The sequence below is a fragment of the Streptomyces sp. LUP47B genome (genome assembly GCF_001746295.1).
Taxonomy (GTDB): domain Bacteria; phylum Actinomycetota; class Actinomycetes; order Streptomycetales; family Streptomycetaceae; genus Streptomyces.
Window position 1 is genome coordinate 1,445,164 of the sequence record NZ_MJAH01000001.1, and the last position, 17,145, is coordinate 1,462,308.

Below are 17,145 nucleotides of genomic sequence, written 5' to 3' on the forward strand. Positions count from 1 at the left end.
GTCCGAACACCGCTGTGAACGCCGGTCGGCCGCGGCACCGAAGGGCACCGCGGCCGAAACAGGGAAGGGCGTCAGCCCTTGACGGGCGTTCCGCGGCCCCAGGCCCAGGCGAGGCGGTCGGCGCCCGACTGGTTGGTGGTCTCCAGCCACGGCCGGTTGGCCGGGCCGACGAGCTTCTGCACCGAGTAGATGTCGTCGGTGCGCAGGCCCGGCCAGTACACCGAACCCATCTTCAGCTCGCGGAAGGTGTCGGTGACGGCCTGGACGTAGTTGACGAAGTTGTCGTCCGGGGTCTTCACGTTGTAGTTCAGACCGGTCGTCATCGGCGCGCCGAACTCGTCCGCCACGGTCCGGTTCGCGCAGTCGCCGATGCGCACCTTGAGGTCGGCCACCCACTCGTCGTAGGTGGCGTACGACTTCCAGAAGCCGTAGTGGTGCAGCGACAGGTAGGTGCCCTTCAGTCGCGGGTCGGCGCACACGGTCGTGACGTGGTCGTTGTAGCCGGCGCCGCTGACGAAGACCCGGTTGCGCGGCACGGACTTGTAGGTGTCCAGCCACTTCGCGGCGATGTCGGCCCACTGCGCGTCCGTGTAGCCGTGCGGCTCGTTCATCGGCTCGAAGTAGACCCGGGAGTTGCCCTTGTAGGCCTTGACCACGGTGTTCCACATCGGCCAGTAGGTGGCCTCGTCGTCGATGAAGCCGTCCTTGCGGTCGCCCGTGCCCTCCCAGTAGGACACGATGACCTTGAAGCCGTGGGCGGTCGCGGCGTCTATGACGCCCCGGTACGACTTCCAGTAGGAGCCGTTGACGGTGTACGGGTTGATCGGCAGCCGGACGGTGTTGGCGCCGAGGTTCGCCCGGAACGCCGAGATGATGCGGCTCGCCTTGGCGTACGTCTGGGCGTAGGTGTCGGAGGTCGACAGGCCCGACAGCTGGAGCTCGTCGTCGGCGAAGTTGTCGCGCGGGTCGGCCCAGTTGACACCCTTGAACTGGGTCGTGTCGGTGGTCGGCGCGGCGGCGGAGGCGGGACTGCCGGTGAGGGTGACGCCGCTGACCGCGGCGATCGCGAGGGCGACGAGCGAGGCACGCAGCCTCGGGGCGCGACGGGTGCTGACGGGGGTCTTGCGCATCGACCAAACCCTTTCGGAATGACAGCATGTTTACGTAAACATGACGGCGCCGGAATCGTGGCATCCGCCTCGGCGACCGTCAAGGTTTCCCACACGTAACATCCGGTGCGACACGCAACACGTTCGTGTGCGGACGGAGGAGGCAGCAGTGGTGGAACGGGGCGGCTCCGGTGTGCCCGGGGGGCGGCGCAAGCAGCGCGTGTCCATGGCCGACGTCGCCAAGCGGGCGGGCGTGTCCTCGCAGACGGTCTCGCGGGTCTCCAACGGTCACCCCGGAGTGATCCCTGCGACGCGCGAGCAGGTCCTGGCGGCGATGCGGGAACTGGGTTACCGCCCCAACAGTGCCGCGCGGGCGCTGCGGTACGGCCAGTTCAACACCATCGGCGTGATCCTGTTCAGCCTGTCCTCGACCGGCAACAGCCGCACGGTGGAGGCGATCGCCACTCACGCGGCGGCCGAGGGGTACGCGATCACCCTGATCCCCATCGACGTCCCGACGCAGGACAACGTCCTCGGGGCCTTCACGCGGATGGGCGAGCTGGCCGTGGACGCGGTCATCGTCATCATGGAGATCCATCTCCTCGACACCGGGACGGTCCAGCTGCCGCCCGGGGTGCATGTCGTCGTCGTGGACTCCGACGCCGGCGACCGCTACAGCGTGGTCGACACCGACCAGGCGGACGGCGCGCGGAAGGCCGTAGAGCATCTGCTGGACCTCGGCCATCGGACCGTCTGGCATGTGACCGGTCCGCAGGCCTCCTTCGCGGGACAGCGGCGGGCCCAGGCCTGGCGTGCGGTCCTCGAGGAGTCCGGGCGGCCGGTGCCGCCCGCGCTGTACGGGGACTGGTCGGCCGAATCCGGTTACACGGCCGGCCTCGCGCTCGCCGAACCGCCGGACTGCACGGCCGTGTTCGCCGCCAACGACCAGATGGCGCTGGGGCTGCTGCGGGCGTTCCACGAGCGCGGGCTGTCCGTGCCGCACGACGTCAGCGTGGTCGGCTTCGACGACATCCCGGACGCCGCGTTCTTCGTGCCGCCGCTCACCACCGTCCACCAGGACTTCGCGGAGGTGGGCCATCGCTGCGTCCAGAAGGTGCTGCAGCAGATCCGCGCGCATGAGGGCGGACAGCCCGGTACCGATCTCGTCCCGACACGTCTCGTGGTGCGGGGGAGCAGCGCGCCACCGCGGGGCTGACGCTGACCTCACTCGTTCGGCGTTCGTGAGAACAGGGGGAAAGCGGCTGTGATCGTCTGGATAAACGGCCCGTTCGGCGGCGGGAAGACGACCCTCGTGGAGGAACTGCGCCCGCGGTGGCCCGAAGCCTTGGTCTTCGACCCGGAGATGGTCGGCTATGTGCTGCGGGAGATCGTGGACGTGCCGACCGGCGACTTCCAGGACCTTCCGCTGTGGCGGCGGCAGGTCGCCGGCCTGGCCGTCGGTCTCGTCGAGGAGTACCGGCGCCCGCTCCTGGTCCCCATGACGCTGGTGGACCCCGGCTACCTGGGCGAGATCTTCGGCGCCCTGAAGGCCGCGGACGTCGTGGTCCACCACTTCTTCCTCAAGGTCACGCCGGAGGTCCTGGTACGGCGGATCGACGCGCGGAGCTTCTTCCCCGACGATCCCGTCCGGGAGGAACGGGTGCGGGCGTGGTGCAAGGCGCGCATCGAGGCGTGTACGGCGGCGGTCGACACCCTGCCCGGCGACACGGTGTTCCTCGACGGCGAGTCGGCCCCGCGGGAACTGGCCGACCAGGTGCTCGCCCACGTCGGTTGACCTTGCCCCAAGGGGAGCCCGCAGCCTCACTCCATGGTGCGAGACAAACCGCTGCTGATCGATGTACGGCCGCTGCGGGCGGGCGCGTTCCGGCGATTGTGGTCCGCCGGGATCGTGACCGCCCTCGGCGCTCAACTCACGGCGGTCGTGGTGCCGTTGCAGATCTACGAGTTCTCCGGCTCGTCGGCCTACGTGGGGCTGGCCGGTCTGGTGGGCCTCGCTCCGATGGCCGCGGCGGCGCTGTGGGGAGGGGCGCTCGCCGACGTACGCGACCGACGGCGGGTGCTGTTGACGACCACGATCGGCATCGGGGTGACGTCGTTGCTGCTGTGGGCGCAGGCGTGGGCGAATCTGCGGTCGGTCACCGTGCTGCTCGTGCTGGTGGCCGTGCAGCAGGCCCTGTTCGGCGCCAACTCCACGGTGAGCAGGGCCGTCACGCCCCGTCTGGTGGAACCCGAGTCGCTGACGGCCGCCAACGCCCTGCAGTCGACGGTGCTCCTGTCCGCCGGCATCACCGGCCCCCTGCTGGCCGGCGGTCTGCTGCCCATCGTGGGCAGCCGGACGCTGTATCTGGCGGACGCGGTCGCCGTCTGCGCGACGGTGTGGGCCGTGTGGCGACTGCCGGCTCTTCCTCCGGACGGCGGCGGCGAGCGACGACAGAGCGCGGTGCTGCGCCAGATCGCGGACAGCATACGGTTCGTGACGGGACGTCAGACCCTGCTGGTCGTCTATCTCGCCGACTTCGCCGCGCTGTCCCTCGGTCTGCCCACGGCACTGTTCCCGCAACTGGCGGCGGAGATCTTCCACCCCTCGGACATCGGGGTGTTGTACGCCGCCGTCTCGGCCGGCGGTGTGCTGGCGGGGTTGTTCTCGGGGGCCTTCACGCGCGTCGGGCGCCACGGAGTCGCGGTGGCCGTGTCGGTCGGCGCGTGGGGCCTGGCCATCGCGGGATTCGGGCTGGCCCAGTCGCTCGTCTCCGCCGTGGCGTGGCTGCTGCCGGCCGGCGGTGCGCTCCTCGCGCTGGGGGTCTTCCGCAAGACGGTGCTGCAGAGCGCCGTTCCCGACGGGATGCGCGGCCGGCTCCAGGGGATCGACACCGTGGTGGCCGTCGGCGGGCCACGGCTGGGCGACCTCCTGCACGGCACGGTCGGCGCCGCCCTCGGCGTCACGTGGACCGTCTCGGGCGGCGGTGTCCTGACCGTGGTGGCGGCGCTCACCCTCCTCCTGCTCTTCCCGGGGTTCCGGCGCCATCGGGCGCCGGCCGGGACCGAGCGGGAGGCGATCAGCGGGTGAGCCTCACTTCAGGACCAGCGGCAGGGAACCGAGGCCGCTGAGGAAGTTGGAGTAGACCGGCTTCGCCGGGCCGGTCTGTTCCATGTCCTCCACCAGATCGCGCAGTCCCTCCAGGACCGCTCCGATCTCCGCGCGGGCCAGGTAGGCGCCCAGGCAGAAGTGCGGGCCGTAGGCGAAGGTGCAGTGTTTGTTGGGGGTGCGGTCGAGGTGGAGCCTTCCGGGGTCGTCGAAGATCTGCTCGTCGTGGTTGGCGGAGGCGTTCCACACCGTCACGATTTCGCCGGCGCGGATCGGGCGGCCCGCGATCTCGGTGTCGGTCGTGGCCGTGCGTCCCGAGTGCAGCGCCGGGGTCGTCCAGCGCAGAATCTCCTCCACGGCAGTGTCGACACCTGCATCCCCGCGCTTGAGCGCCTCCCACTGGTCGGGGTGCTCCACCAGTGCCAGGGCGGCGCCGACCATGGACAGCCGGGCCGTCTCGTCACCGCCGAGGATCAGGCTGTAGCAGTTGAGCATGACCTCGTCGTCGTCCAGCGGAAGCCCGTTCACCCTGCTTCCGGCGAGGAGCGCGATGACGTCCGCGTGGCCGCTGTCACGCCGGTCGCGGGCGAGGTTCGCGAAATAGAGCAGGATCTCGCTCTTGGCGATCCACGCGTCGGCGGCGGTGCCGTCGGCGTCGTGGGAGCCCAGGGCCGAGGACGTCAGGCTCAGGACATGGGCGCGGTCGCTCTCGGGCACGCCGAGCAGGTCGCAGATCGCCCCGAGGGGGATGCCGGCGGCCACATCCGCGGCGAAGTCGCAGTCCCCCTTGTCGATGGCCTCCCGCAGCAGCCGGTCGACCGTGCGGCGCACGCTCGCCACGACCGGCTGGAGGGCGCGCGGGGTGAACGCGGACATCAGGACGCGGCGCAGCTCCCGGTGCCGGTCCCCGTCGGTGATGGCGAGCATGCGGCCGGCCGCCGAGTCGCCGCCCGTGAGCAGGGTTTCCAGTACGTTGCCGCCCTCGGAGGTGAAGGTGGTGTTGTCGCGGTACACCGAGGTCACGTCGGCATGCCGGGTCACCACCCAGAAGCCGGGAGCCGTTTCGGTGGCCCGGTTCCAGTGGACCGGCTCATGCTCCCGCAAGTGGTGCCACACGGCGGACAGTTCGTCCTCGGCGTGCAGCCGCGGATCCGCCAGGTTCAGTGTGTCGAGCTCTTCCGGACCGATGGTCCGCCGCGTGGTCATCGTTCGACTCCCCCTGCTCTATTCGCCCATGGCCCGGATCAGGCTCTTGGGCCGCATGTCGGTCCAGTGCCGTTCGACGTACGCCAGGCACTCCTGGCGGGCCGCCCGGCCGTGGACGACCGTCCAGCCGGCCGGCACCTCCGCGAAGGCGGGCCACAGGGAGTGCTGGCCCTCGTCGTTGACCAGCACGAAGTGCTCGAGGGTGTCGTCGTCGAACGGGTTGGCGCTCATGCGGGGTTCCTTCCATGGGTTGCCGTGTCCAGTACGCGGCCGATCCGCTCCAGCGGGCCCGGCCGGGTCATCTCCCCGTGAACGCACGGGAGGTCGTGGTTGTCGACGCGTCCGCGGACGTACGGCTGCCAGGCACGGTGGCGCTCCGGGTGTGTGTCCGGATCCTGTGCGGCCGTGAAGAACAGCAGGTCGCCGCGGTACGTCGTAGGGGCGAACTCGTCCATCAACAGTCGGTTTCCGGCGGTGACCTCGACCAGGGCGGCCAGTTCGGCGTCGTCGAGGCTCGCGGTCATGTCGGGGACGCTGCGCACGAGTTCGGCGAAGCGGGTGTCGGTGAGGGGCTCGGTTTCGTCGGGTTGGGGGCGGCCCAGGATGCCGAGCAGGCTGCGCAGCAGTGCGGGCCGGTCCGCCGCGCGGGCACCGCGGTCGATCCAGATCCCGGGGAAGGCGTCGAGCATCGCCAGGAGGGCGACGTCGTGGCCCTGCTTCTGGAGGGTAACGGCGACGTCGTACGCCACCAGGCCGCCCATGGAGTAGCCGAGCAGGTGGTAAGGGCCCTCGGGCTGGATCTCGCGGATGCGGGCGAGGTGGTCGGCGACCGCCGTCGGAAGGCTGTCCGCACGCGGGCGGCCGGGGATCAGGCCTTGCGACTGCAGCCCGTACAGCGGGCGTTCGGCGTCGAGGTGGCGGGCGAGTCCGGCGAAGCCCCAGGCGAGACCGGAGGCGGGCGGCAGACAGAAGAGGGGTTCTTTGCCGCCCCGGGTGCGCAGGGGCAGTACGGCGTCCAGGGGCGCCGCGCCCGACGTGCCGCCCCGCAGTCGCTGGGCCAGTCCCGCGACCGTGGGGGTGTCGAACACCGCGCGCAGCGGCAGTTCGGCGCCGAGGTCGGTGCGGATCCGGGCGGTGAGGCGGGGGGTCAGCAGCGAGTGGCCGCCGAGGTCGAAGAAGCTGTCGTGGATGCCGACGCTGGAGGGCGCCAGTGCGAGGACCTCGGCGACGATCGCGCGCAGCCGATCCTCGTGCGGGGTGCGCGGGGCGCCGGTGGTCTCGGCCGGTGCGGACGGGTCCGGCAGGGCCGTGCGGTCGGTCTTGCCGCTGGCGGTGCGCGGGAGAGCGGTGAGCGGCACGACGGTGGCCGGGACCATGTGCGCGGGGAGGGCGCCGGCCAGGTGCTCGCGCAGGCGGTCGGGGGCGGCATCCCCCGCGACGTAGGCCACCAACTGCTGGTCGCCTCGCTGGTTCTGACGCACTGTCACCGCTGCTTCGGTTACGGCTGGGTGTGCGGTGAGCACGGCCTCGATCTCGCCGAGTTCGACGCGGAAGCCACGGATCTTCACCTGCTGGTCGGCACGTCCGACGAACCGCAGCCGTCCGTCACGGCCGCGGACCGCGAGGTCCCCGGTCCGGTACATCCGCTCCCCCGGCGCCCCGAAGGGGTCGGCGACGAACCGCTCGGCGGTGAGTGCCGGGCGGCCGAGGTAGCCGCGGGCGGGGCCGCCGCCACCGAGATGGATCTCGCCGACGATTCCGTCGGGTACCGGCCGCAGGGCCTGGTCCAGGAGGTGGACCCGGTTACGGGCGAGGGGTTCGCCGAGCGGTGGTGAGCCCTGAACGGTGTCCTCGTCGGAGCGCCAGGCCGTGGCGTAGATCGTCGCCTCGGTGGGCCCGTAGAAGTTGACCAGCCGTGCTGTGGGGAAGGCGTCCCGGAGGTCTTCGCGGAGCTGTGCGGGGATGGGCTCACCGCCCAGGGCGACGGTGTGCGGTGCGGCGTCCGGGCGTTCCGCGACCAGGCCCGCCATCACCGACGGTACGCCGCTGATCAGCCCGGCGTCGGTGCCGGAGGCGGTGAGGGACAGCAGGTTGTCGACGAGTTCGATGCGTCCGCCGCACAGCAGCGGCGCGAAGATCTCGAACACCGAGACGTCGAAGTTGAGCGAGGTGGAGAAGAGGACCTTGCGCAGAGCCTGGCGGCCGAAGGTGCGATGAGTCCATTCCACGAACTCGACGGCGTTGCGGTGGGTGGCGAGGACTCCCTTGGGGCGCCCGGTGGAGCCGGAGGTGTAGGTGATGTAGGCGAGGTTTCCGGGCAGTGGGCGCTGTAGCGGGGGTTCCTGATGGTCCGCCGGCTCAGCGCCGATCAGCACCAGTTGGGTTGTCGCGGGAAGCACTTCCGCCGTGTCGGCCGTGACCAGCACGGCCACCGGCCCGGCGTCCTCCACGATGTACGCGAGTCTGTCCTTCGGGTAGGCGGGGTCGAGCGGCAGATAGGCGGCCCCCGACTTCAGTACGGCCAGGACGGCCACGACCAGGTCGGCTGTGCGGGGCAGGGCGATACCGACCACCCGTTCCGGACCGGCGCCGAGCGCGGTGAGCCGGTGGGCCAGCCGCTCGGCCCGCGCGTCTAGTTCGCCGTACGACAGACTCGTGCCGCCCGCTCGTACGGCCTCCGCGTCGGGTGTGGCCGTCGCCTGGGCCGTCCAGAGGTCGGTGAGGGTGCGGGTCGCGGGGGCCGGTTCGGTGGCCGGGTCGGGGCGGGGGTCGTTCTTGGGGTCGAGGAGGCCGAGGCGCCCGAGCGGGAGGTCCGGGTCGGCGGCGAGGGTCTCCAGGATGTGCACGAGGTGGGCGAGTTGGGCGTCGGCCCAGCCGTCCTCGAAGAGGTCGCGCCGGTGGGCGAGGCGGAAGCGCAGGCGTCGTCCGGGGAAGGCGACGAGGGTCACGGGATAGTGGGTGGCGTCACGGCCGCTCGTGCCGGTGATGCGCAGGCTGTCGGCGGGAGCCGTGTCTTCCATCAGGTAGTTCTCGAACACCACGAGGGTGTCGAAGAGTTCGGGCAGGCCGGTGGTGCGCTGGATGTCGGCGAGGCCGAGGTGGTGGTGGTCGAGGAGGCTGACGCAGCCGCCCTGGACGTCCCGCATCAGGTCGCTCAGCGAGCGGTCGGGGCGCAGCCGTACGCGAACCGGCACGGTGTTCACGAACAGCCCGACCATCGACTCGACGCCGGGCAGGGTTGCGGGGCGTCCGGAGACGGTGGCGCCGAACACCACGTCGTTTCGGCCGGTCGTCCGGCTGAGCAGGACCGACCAGGCGGTCTGCACCAGGGTGTTGGCGGTGACGCCGAGCCTGCGGGCGAGAGCGGTGAGGGCGGCCCCGGTGGTCTCCGGCAGCTCGGCGCGGGCCTGGTCCAGTGGACCGGGCCCGGGGTCGGGCGGGGCCAGCCGGGTCGGTTCGGTCACTTCGTCCAGGACCGTCCGCCAGGCGGTCTCCGCGGCGGTGCGGTCCTGGCGGCCGAGCCATTCCAGGAAGGTGCGGTAGGCGGGGGCGGGCGGGAGCTCTTCTGACTTGTAGAGCGCGAGGAGTTCGCGCACCAGGACGGAGACCGACCAGCCGTCGAGCAGGATGTGGTGGTGGGTGACGAGGAGCCGGTGCCGTCCGTCGGCCAGGCGGGCCAGGGTGCAGCGGATCAGGGGCGGGGTGGCCGGGTCGAAACCGCGGTCGCGGTCCGCGTCGAGGAGCCGGGACCAGCCGCCCTCGGAGTCGACGACGGTCTCGGTCCACGGCAGGGTCGCGCGGTGCGGGACGACCTGCACCGGCGCGCCCCCCTTTCGGCGCCGGAAGGCGGCGCGGAGGTTGGGGTGGCGGTCCAGCAGGGCCTGCCAGGCGGCGCGCAGCCGGCCGGGGTCGACCGGGCCTTCGAGGTCGAGGACCAGCTGCACGAGGTACACGTCGGCGGCGTCCCGCTCGTGCTCGTAGACGGCGTGGAAGAGGAGGCCCTCCTGGAGGGGGGTCAGGGGCAGGACGTCGGCCAGCGCGGGCTGGGTCATCGCTTCGTCTCTTTCCGTGCGCGTCAGCCGTCGAGGCCGGCGGCGAGTTCGTCGAGTTCGTCCGCGTCGAGCTCTGCCGCCAGCAGGGCGCCCGGGGCCTCCGGTGACCTGCGGGCGGCACGGTCGGTCAGCGCGGTGAGAGCGGCGAGCCAGGCCTCGGCCAGCTCCCGTACCTCGGTCTCGGAGAGCACTCCGTCGGGCCACGACCAGTCGGCGACGAGCCGGGGGCCCGCCGGGGTGTCGTGGACGACCGCGTTGAGGTCGAGGGCGTGGGCGGCGGCGAGGCCGGGATCGGTGCCGCTGCCGAGTGCCGGCGACTCCGGGGCGAACGACCACGGGCTGTCGGTGGCCGGGGGTGCGGCGAACCGGCCGAGGTAGTTGAAGCCGATCGGGGGTGCGGGCTGCTGTGCCAACTCGCCCGCGGTGTCCGGGTTCAGGTACCGCAGGAGGCCGAACCCGACGCCTCGGTCGGGCAGTTCGGCGGTCCGGTCGGCGACACGGCGCACGACATCGTCGGCGGCGGGACCTGCGCCCAGCGCGTCCCGCAGGTCGAGGCCCTCCAGGTCGACATGGACCGGATAGAGGGAGGTGAACCAGCCGACCGTGCGGGAGAGTTCGAGACCTGGGGCGATCTCCTCACGGCCGTGCCCCTCGACGTCGACGACGACGTGCGGGACGTCCTGGCGTGCGGCGACAGCCAGGGCGAGGCCGGCGAGCAGCACGTCCTGCGGTCCGGCGCGGAACGCGGCGGGCACGCTGCCGAGCAGCGGGCCGGTCACGTCGGCTTCTAGGGTCAGGCGCAGTGACCTGGCGGTGGCCGCGGTGTCCTTCGCGGGGTCGAGCGGTCTGGCGCCGAAGGGGTCGCGCGGGGCATCGTTCAGCCGCCGCCACAGCTTGGCCTCCGCACCTCGGGTGCGCGCCTCCGCACGCAGCACGGCCGACCAGGTGCGGAACGACGTCCCGACGGGCGGCAGTTGAGGCTCACGCCGCTGCGTGACCGCCTGCCAGGCCGCCTCCAGGTCGGGCACGAGGATCCGCCAGGACACTCCGTCCACGGCCAGGTGATGGACGACCAGCAGCAGCCGTCCGGGGCGTTCCCGGCCCGCGTCGAGCCATACGGCCCGCAGCATCGCGCCGGTCGCCGGGTCGAGGGTGCCGAGCGCGCGGTCGAACTCCTCGGCCACGACCGCGTGGAGGTCGTTCTCGCCGCTGACGTCCCGGTGGTCCACGACCACGGTGACCGAGCCGACCCGGCCGACCTCCATCGAACGGGCCCCGGTGAGCCGGGAGCGGAGCATGTCGTGGTGGTCCACGAGCGCCTGGAGGCCGTGGGTCAGCCGGGGCACGTCGGCGTCCGCGGGCACCGTCAGCAGCACCGACTGGCTGAGCCGGCCGATCGGACCGCCGCGCTCGACCAGCCAGTGCATCACGGGCGTGAACGGCACCGGTCCGACGCCATCGTCGGCGCCGCCGCCGCTCGAGGCGCCCACGGGACCGCGGGCCACCGCCGCGAGGGCGGCCACCGTCTGGTGCTCGTACACATCGCGCGGGCTGATCACCACTCCGGCCTCGGCGGCCCGGCTCACCAGCCGGATCGAGGAGATGCTGTCGCCGCCGAGCGCGAAGAAGCCCTCGTCGAGGGTGAGCCCGGGAAGCTTCAGCAGGTCGCGGAAGAGTTCGGCGAGCACCCGCTCGGCGGGCGACTTCGGCGCACGGTCCGCTTCGAGGGCCGTTCGCGTCCCGGGGGCGGGCAGGGCCCTGCGGTCGAGCTTGCCGTTGGGGGTGAGCGGGAGGGCGTCCAGAACGACAACGGCCGAGGGGACCATGTACTCGGGGAGCAGCCGATCGGCGTCCCGGCGCAGCGCGGCGGGGTCGGCGGGCCGGTGTCCGGGGCGGGTGGTGACGTAGGCGACCAGGCGCCGCTCCCCCGGCTCGTCCTCGCGCATCACGACGGCTGCCTGCGCGACCGCGGGGTCGCGGGCCAACGCCGCCTCGATCTCGCCGGGTTCGATCCGGAAGCCGCGCAGCTTGACCTGCTCGTCGGCGCGGCCGAGATACTCCAGCTGTCCGTCGGGCGACCAGCGGGCCAGGTCGCCGGTGCGGTACATGCGGTCGCCGGGGCCGCCGTGCGGGTCGGCGACGAAGCGCGCGGCCGTCAGGCCGGGGCGGCCGAGGTAGCCGCGGGCCACGCCGGTTCCCGCGAGGTAGAGATCGCCGGCCGCGCCGGGCGGCACCGGGCGCAGCCAGGCGTCCAGGACGAGGGCGCGGGTACCGGCGACGGGCCGCCCGATGGGCGGGGGCTGGTCGCCGCAGAGCGGAACGGCGATGGTGGCGCAGACCGTGGACTCGGTGGGCCCGTAGGCGTTGGCCATACGGCGGCCGGGCGCCCAGCGGGCCACCAGTTCGCCGGAGCAGGCCTCGGCGCCGACGACCAGGGTCTCCAGGTCGGGCAGCTCGCTCGGCGGCAGCGTGGCGAGGGCGGTCGGCGGGATCAGGGCGTGGGTGATCCGCCCCCGGGTCAGCTCCTGTTCGAGTTCCTCGCCCAGCAGCGGCCCCGGCACGTCCGGCACCACCAGGGTCCCGCCCGACGCGAAGGCCATCAAGAGCTCCATCACGGACGCGTCGAAGCCGGGCGCCGAGAACTGCAGGACCCTGCTGTCGGGACCGAGTCCGAAGCGCTCGGTCTGTGTGCGCGCGAGGGCGGCGAGCCCGCGATTCTCGACCACCACGCCCTTGGGGGTGCCGGTCGAGCCGGAGGTGTGGATTACGTAGGCGGCGTGGTGGGGGTGGTGGTCGGTGGGCGGTTCGCCGGGGGCGCCGTCCGTCGTGAGGCCGGTCAGGACGTGTGCCGGTCGGGCGTCGGCCAGCAGGGCGTCGATGCGGTCGGCGGGGAGTGCCGGGTCGACCGGGAGGAACGCGGCGCCGGACAGGGCGACCGCGAGCAGGGCGACGATCCGGTCCGCGGACCGGGGCAGTCGTACGGCGACGAGGTCGCCGGGGCCGATACCGCGCCCGGCGAGGAAGCCGGCCATCTTCCGTGCCTCGGTGTCCAGTTCGGCGTACGACAGGTCGTTGAGCGCGGGCGCGTCGGGCCGTTGCCGCACCTGCCGCGTGAACATCTCGGCCAGGGACTCGGGCGGTACCGGTTCCCGGTGCGCGTTCCAGTCGTCGAGGCGGGCGTGCTCGTCCTCGTCGAGGAGGTCCACGTCGCCGATGCGCCGGTCCGGGTCGGTGGCGACGGCGTCGAGGAAGTGGATGAGCCTGTGGGCCAGTCGGCGGGCGGTCTCCGGCTCGAAGAGATCCGTGCTGAACTCGGCGACGCCGTCGATGCCCGCCGGGGAGCCGTCGTCGTGGCGGTGCTCGGTGAGATACAGGGACAGGTCGAAACGGGCCACCCCCGTCGCCACCGGTTCACGGGCGACGCTCAGACCCGGCAGGGCGGGGACGGGGTCGGCGCCATGGCCGGTGTAGGCCAGCATGACCTGGAAGAGGGGGTGGCGGGCGAGGCTCCGCTCGGGGCTGACGACGTCCACCAGGAGGTCGAACGGCACGTCCTGGTGGGCGTAGGCCGCGAGGTCGAAGTCCCGGACGCGGGAGAGGAGTTCACGGAAGGTGGGGTTGCCGGAGGTGTCGGTGCGCAGGGTGAGGCTGTTGACGAAGAATCCGACGAGGTCGTCGAGCCGCTCGTCGCTCCGGCCGGCGACGGGGGTGCCGATGGGCACGTCGGTGCCGGAGCCGAGCCGGGTCAGGAGGGCGGCGAGTCCGGCCTGGAGCACCATGAAGAGGGTCACCCGCTGTGCGGCGGCCAGGTCGGCGAGACCGGCGTGGAGCTCCGGGTCCACGGCGACGGCCGTACGGTCGCCCCGGCCGCTGGGTACGGCGGGCCTCGGGTGGTCGGCGGGCAGCGGGAGTTCCTCGGCGACTCCCTCCAACGCCGCGCGCCAGAAGTCGATCTGACCGGCCATCATGCTGCCGGGGTCGTGCTCGTCCCCGAGCAACTCGCGCTGCCAGTGCGCGAAGTCGGCGTACTGGACGGGCAGGGGCGGCCACTCGGGCGATCTTCCCTCGCGGCGGGCCGTGTAGGCGCGCTCCAGGTCCCGCGTCAGCGGCCGCATGGACCAGCCGTCCACCGCGCTGTGGTGGGCGAGCAGGAGGAGGACGTGGGTGTCGTCGCCGAGGTCGTACAGGGTCACCCGCAGGGGCAGTTCGACGGAGAGGTCGAAGCGCCGGCCGGCGGCGCCCTGTAGCAGCCCGGGAAGTTCGGCCTCGGTGGCGCGGACGAGGTCCAGGCGCGGCCGGGCCTCCTCCGGGGCCAGGATCCGCTGGTAGGGAGCGCCCTGGACGTCGGGCTGGAGGGTGCGCAGCGGCTCGTGGCGGGCGACGACGTCGGCGAGCGCCTCCGCGAGCGCCTGCCGGTCCAGGGGGCCCGTCAGGCGCAGGGCCGCGGGGACGGTGTAGGCGGTGTGGCCGCCGTCGAGGCGGCTCATGAACCACAGCCGCTGCTGGCCGTAGGACAGGGGTATCGGGTCGGGACGGACCGGCGGCGGGAGGAGGGCGGGCCGTAGCGCGTTGCCCGTCTCGCCCAGGCGGCGGGCGAGGGCCGCCGGGGTGGCGGCCTCGAAGACGGCTCGTACGGGCAGCACGGTGCCGAAAGCGGTCCTGATCCGGTCGGTGAGGCGCATGGCGAGCAGGGAGTCGCCGCCGAGGTCGAAGAAGGCATCGTCCGAGCCGACCTGGTGGGCGTCGAGCCCGAGGACATCGGCGAACAGTCCGCGGAGGATCTCCTCCTGCGGGGTGCGCGGGGCGCGGTCGGCACCGGTGACCCTGGTGGTCGCGGCCGGGACCGGGAGGGCCGCGCGGTCCAGCTTGCCGTTGGCGGTCAGCGGGAGCCGGTCCAGGACGACGACCGCGGAGGGCACCATGTGCTCGGGCAGGGTCCGCGCGATGTGGTCCCGCAGCGACACCGGGTCGGGCGTGCCTTCGGACACGGCGTATCCCACCAGCCGCCCCTGACGGACCAGGACGACGGCGCGGGACACCTCCGGATGGGCCGCCAGCGCCGCCTCGACCTCCCCAGGCTCGATCCGGAAACCGCGGATCTTGACCTGGTCGTCGGCCCGGCCGGCGTACTCCAGCTGCCCGTCCGCCGTACGGCGTGCGAGGTCGCCGGTGCGGTACATCCGGTCGCCGGGCCCGCCGAAGGGGTCCGCTACGAACCGGCCGGCCGTCAGTCCCGGGCGACCCCGATAGCCTCGGGCGAGGCCCGCGCCCGCCACGTACAGCTCACCGGCCACACCCGGCGGTACCAGCCGCAGACCAGCGTCCAGGACATGGGCTCGCAGATCGGGGATGGGCTCGCCGATGCCCTCGCACCGCTCCCGGGTGAGCGGGAGTCCGGTGACGTGGACGGTTGTCTCGGTGATGCCGTACATGTTCACGAGGGCGGGGGCGTCTTCGGGGTGCCGGGTGAACCAGTCCGCGACGGGCGTGACGTCGAGCGCCTCTCCGCCGAGGACGACGTGCCGCAGGCTCAGTTCCTTTGAGATCCGCGGCAGCTCGGCGTCGGCCCGTACCAGCTCGCCGAAGGCCGAGGGGGTCTGGTTGAGGACGGTCACCCGTTCCCGGGCGAGCAGCCGCAGGAACTCGTGCGGATCCCTGCTGACCTCGTGCGGCACGACGACCAGCGTGCCGCCGTGCAGCAGTGCTCCCCACAGTTCCCAGACGGAGAAGTCGAAGGCGTAGGAGTGGAACAGGGTCCACACGTCGCCGGGGCCGAAGTCGAACCAGTGGCGGGTGGACTCGAAGAGGCGGGTCACGTTGCCGTGCGGGACGGCGACACCCTTCGGTCGTCCGGTCGAGCCGGAGGTGTGGATGACGTAGGCGAGGTGATCACCCGTCAGCTGCGGGAGGTCAGCAACACTCGGGGAGGCGCCGTGGTCGTCCAGGGTCAGCACGGGTACGGCGGTGTCGGGCAGGTTCGGTGCCGTGTCCTGTGTGGTGAGGAGCAGGACGGGTGCGGAGTCGTCGAGCAGGTACGCGAGCCGCTCGGCCGGATACTGCGGGTCCAGCGGGACGTAGGCCGCGCCGGTCTTCAGCACCGCAAGGATCGCGACGACCAGGTCCGTGGAGCGGGGCAGGGCGAGGGCCACCAGGCGTTCGGGGGCGGCGCCCCTGGTGACCATCAGGGAGGCCAACTCCGTCGCCCGGGCGTTCAGTTCGGCGTAGGTAAGACGGTTGTCGCCGTGGACCACCGCGGTCGCGCCGGGGGTGCGGTCGGCCTGGCGGGCGAAGAGATCGGTCAGGGCGACGGACGGAGCGGCGGACGCGTACGCCGGGACCCTCGCAGAGCCGTCCGTCAGCTGCTCCCGCTCCTGTGGCAGCAGGGCCTCCACCTCGCCGAGGCGGCGTGACGGGTCGGCCGCCAACTGGGCCAGAACCGCGGCGAAGCGGTCCAGGAGGGTGCGGGCGCCGGTCTCGTCGTACAGGTGGGGCCGGTAGGACAGACGCAGGGCCAGGCGGCGGGCGGGCAGGACGGCGAGGGTGAGGGGGTAGTGGGTGGCGTCGCGGCCGGTGAGCTGCGTGACGCGGGCCTCGCCGGGGCCGGTGGCCGTGGGGTGGCTCTCGAAGGCCAGCAGGGTGTCGAAGAGGTCGCCGGTGCCGGTGGTGCGCCGGATGTCGGAGAGACCGAGGTGGTGGTGCGGGAGCAGGGCGGCCTGTCGCTCCTGTAGAGCGTTCAGGAAGTCGGCGACGGTGTCGGCGTCGTCCCAACGCACGCGGGTGGGCACCGTGTTGATGCAGAAGCCGACCATCGAGGCCACGTTCCGCAGCTCGGGCGGGCGGACGGTGACGGTCTGGCCGAACGCCGTGTCGGTGCGCCCGGTGAGGCGGCCGAGCAGCACGCCCCAGGCGCCCTGGACCAGGGTGTTGAGGGTGATGCCGAGGTTGCGTGCGGCGCTCTCGGCGTCGGTGGTCGCCGGCTCGGGGAGTTCGACGACGAGGTCGTGCGGCAGCACCGTCGTACCCGCCGCCCCCGGGGCCATGAGGGTGGGATCCTCGACGCCTTCCAGCGCCTTCTGCCAGGCGACCTCGGCGGCGGCGCGGTCCTGCCGGGAGAGCCAGCCGAGGTAGTCGCGGTACGGCGGGGGSGCGGGCAGCGCGGTGGGGTGCTCGCCCGCGTAGAGGGCGGTGAACTCCCTTACCAGCAACTGCTTCGACCAGCCGTCGAGCAGGATGTGATGGTTGGTGATCACCAGGCGGTACCGGTCGGCCGTCCAGCGGACGAGCAGGTACCGCAGCAGCGGGGGCCGGGCCAGGTCGAAGCGGCGGGCGCGCTCCTCGTCCAGGATCCGCAGCCAGGCGCTCTCGCGTTCGGCGTCGTCGAGACCGCGCAAGTCGGCCTCGGACCAGGGCAGTTCGACGTCCGTGGGAACGATCTGGAGGGGGGCCGCGGACTCCCGGCGGCGGAAGCAGGCACGCAGGTTCGGGTGCCGGTCGAGCAGGGCCTGGCCCGCGGCGCGTACGGCGGCGGGGGCGACGTCACCGGTCAGTTCGAGGATCTGCTGGGCGGCGTAGACATCGGGTGCCTGCTCGTCGTCGTACAGGGCGTGGAAGAGCAGCCCTTCCTGCAACGGCGACAGGGGCAGGATGTCGGCGATTCCGGACCGGGTCACCG

8 protein-coding genes are annotated in these 17,145 nt (G+C 72.5%); 3 read left to right on the forward strand and 5 right to left on the reverse strand.

Annotated features, from left to right (window positions below; genetic code table 11):
* Positions 1 to 71: 71 nt before the first annotated feature.
* Positions 72 to 1,130: a glycoside hydrolase family 5 protein gene (locus tag BFN33_RS06440; protein ID WP_069758811.1), complete on the reverse strand. Its 1,059-nt coding sequence runs from the start codon at positions 1,128 to 1,130 to the stop codon at positions 72 to 74.
* A 148-nt stretch (positions 1,131 to 1,278) separates the two neighbouring features.
* On the opposite strand from BFN33_RS06440, the gene BFN33_RS06445 reads away from it, so the two are divergent.
* The 3 genes from BFN33_RS06445 to BFN33_RS06455 are packed head-to-tail and all read left to right on the forward strand — an operon-like array spanning position 1,279 to position 4,197.
* Entirely contained in the window at positions 1,279 to 2,325 is a 1,047-nt protein-coding gene (locus tag BFN33_RS06445) for a LacI family DNA-binding transcriptional regulator (RefSeq protein WP_069758812.1), read from the forward strand.
* A gap of 48 nt (positions 2,326 to 2,373) precedes the next feature.
* The gene (locus BFN33_RS06450) at positions 2,374 to 2,904 is read left to right on the forward strand and encodes an AAA family ATPase (protein WP_069758813.1); all 531 of its coding nucleotides are present in this window, start codon (positions 2,374 to 2,376) and stop codon (positions 2,902 to 2,904) included.
* 33 nt (positions 2,905 to 2,937) lie between these two features.
* Complete coding sequence (locus BFN33_RS06455) at positions 2,938 to 4,197, forward strand: MFS transporter (protein WP_079140656.1); 1,260 nt, start codon at positions 2,938 to 2,940, stop codon at positions 4,195 to 4,197.
* 3 nt (positions 4,198 to 4,200) lie between these two features.
* On the opposite strand, the gene BFN33_RS06460 is transcribed toward BFN33_RS06455, so the two are convergent.
* Genes BFN33_RS06460 through BFN33_RS06475 form a run of 4 tightly spaced genes read right to left on the reverse strand, consistent with a single transcriptional unit; the run spans position 4,201 to position 17,143 of the window.
* On the reverse strand, positions 4,201 to 5,421 hold the full coding sequence (locus tag BFN33_RS06460) for a cytochrome P450 (protein WP_069758814.1): 1,221 nt from the start codon (positions 5,419 to 5,421) through the stop codon (positions 4,201 to 4,203).
* 18 nt (positions 5,422 to 5,439) lie between these two features.
* Positions 5,440 to 5,652, reverse strand: coding sequence for an MbtH family protein (locus BFN33_RS06465; RefSeq protein ID WP_069758815.1), 213 nt, complete (start codon positions 5,650 to 5,652; stop codon positions 5,440 to 5,442).
* A complete protein-coding gene (locus tag BFN33_RS06470; RefSeq protein ID WP_069758816.1) occupies positions 5,649 to 9,473 on the reverse strand; it encodes a non-ribosomal peptide synthetase in 3,825 nt (1,274 codons plus the stop codon). The genes BFN33_RS06465 and BFN33_RS06470 overlap by 4 nt, the downstream gene beginning before the upstream one ends.
* Before the next feature lie 23 nt (positions 9,474 to 9,496).
* Entirely contained in the window at positions 9,497 to 17,143 is a 7,647-nt protein-coding gene (locus BFN33_RS06475; protein ID WP_069758817.1) for a non-ribosomal peptide synthetase, read from the reverse strand.
* Positions 17,144 to 17,145: the final 2 nt, after the last annotated feature.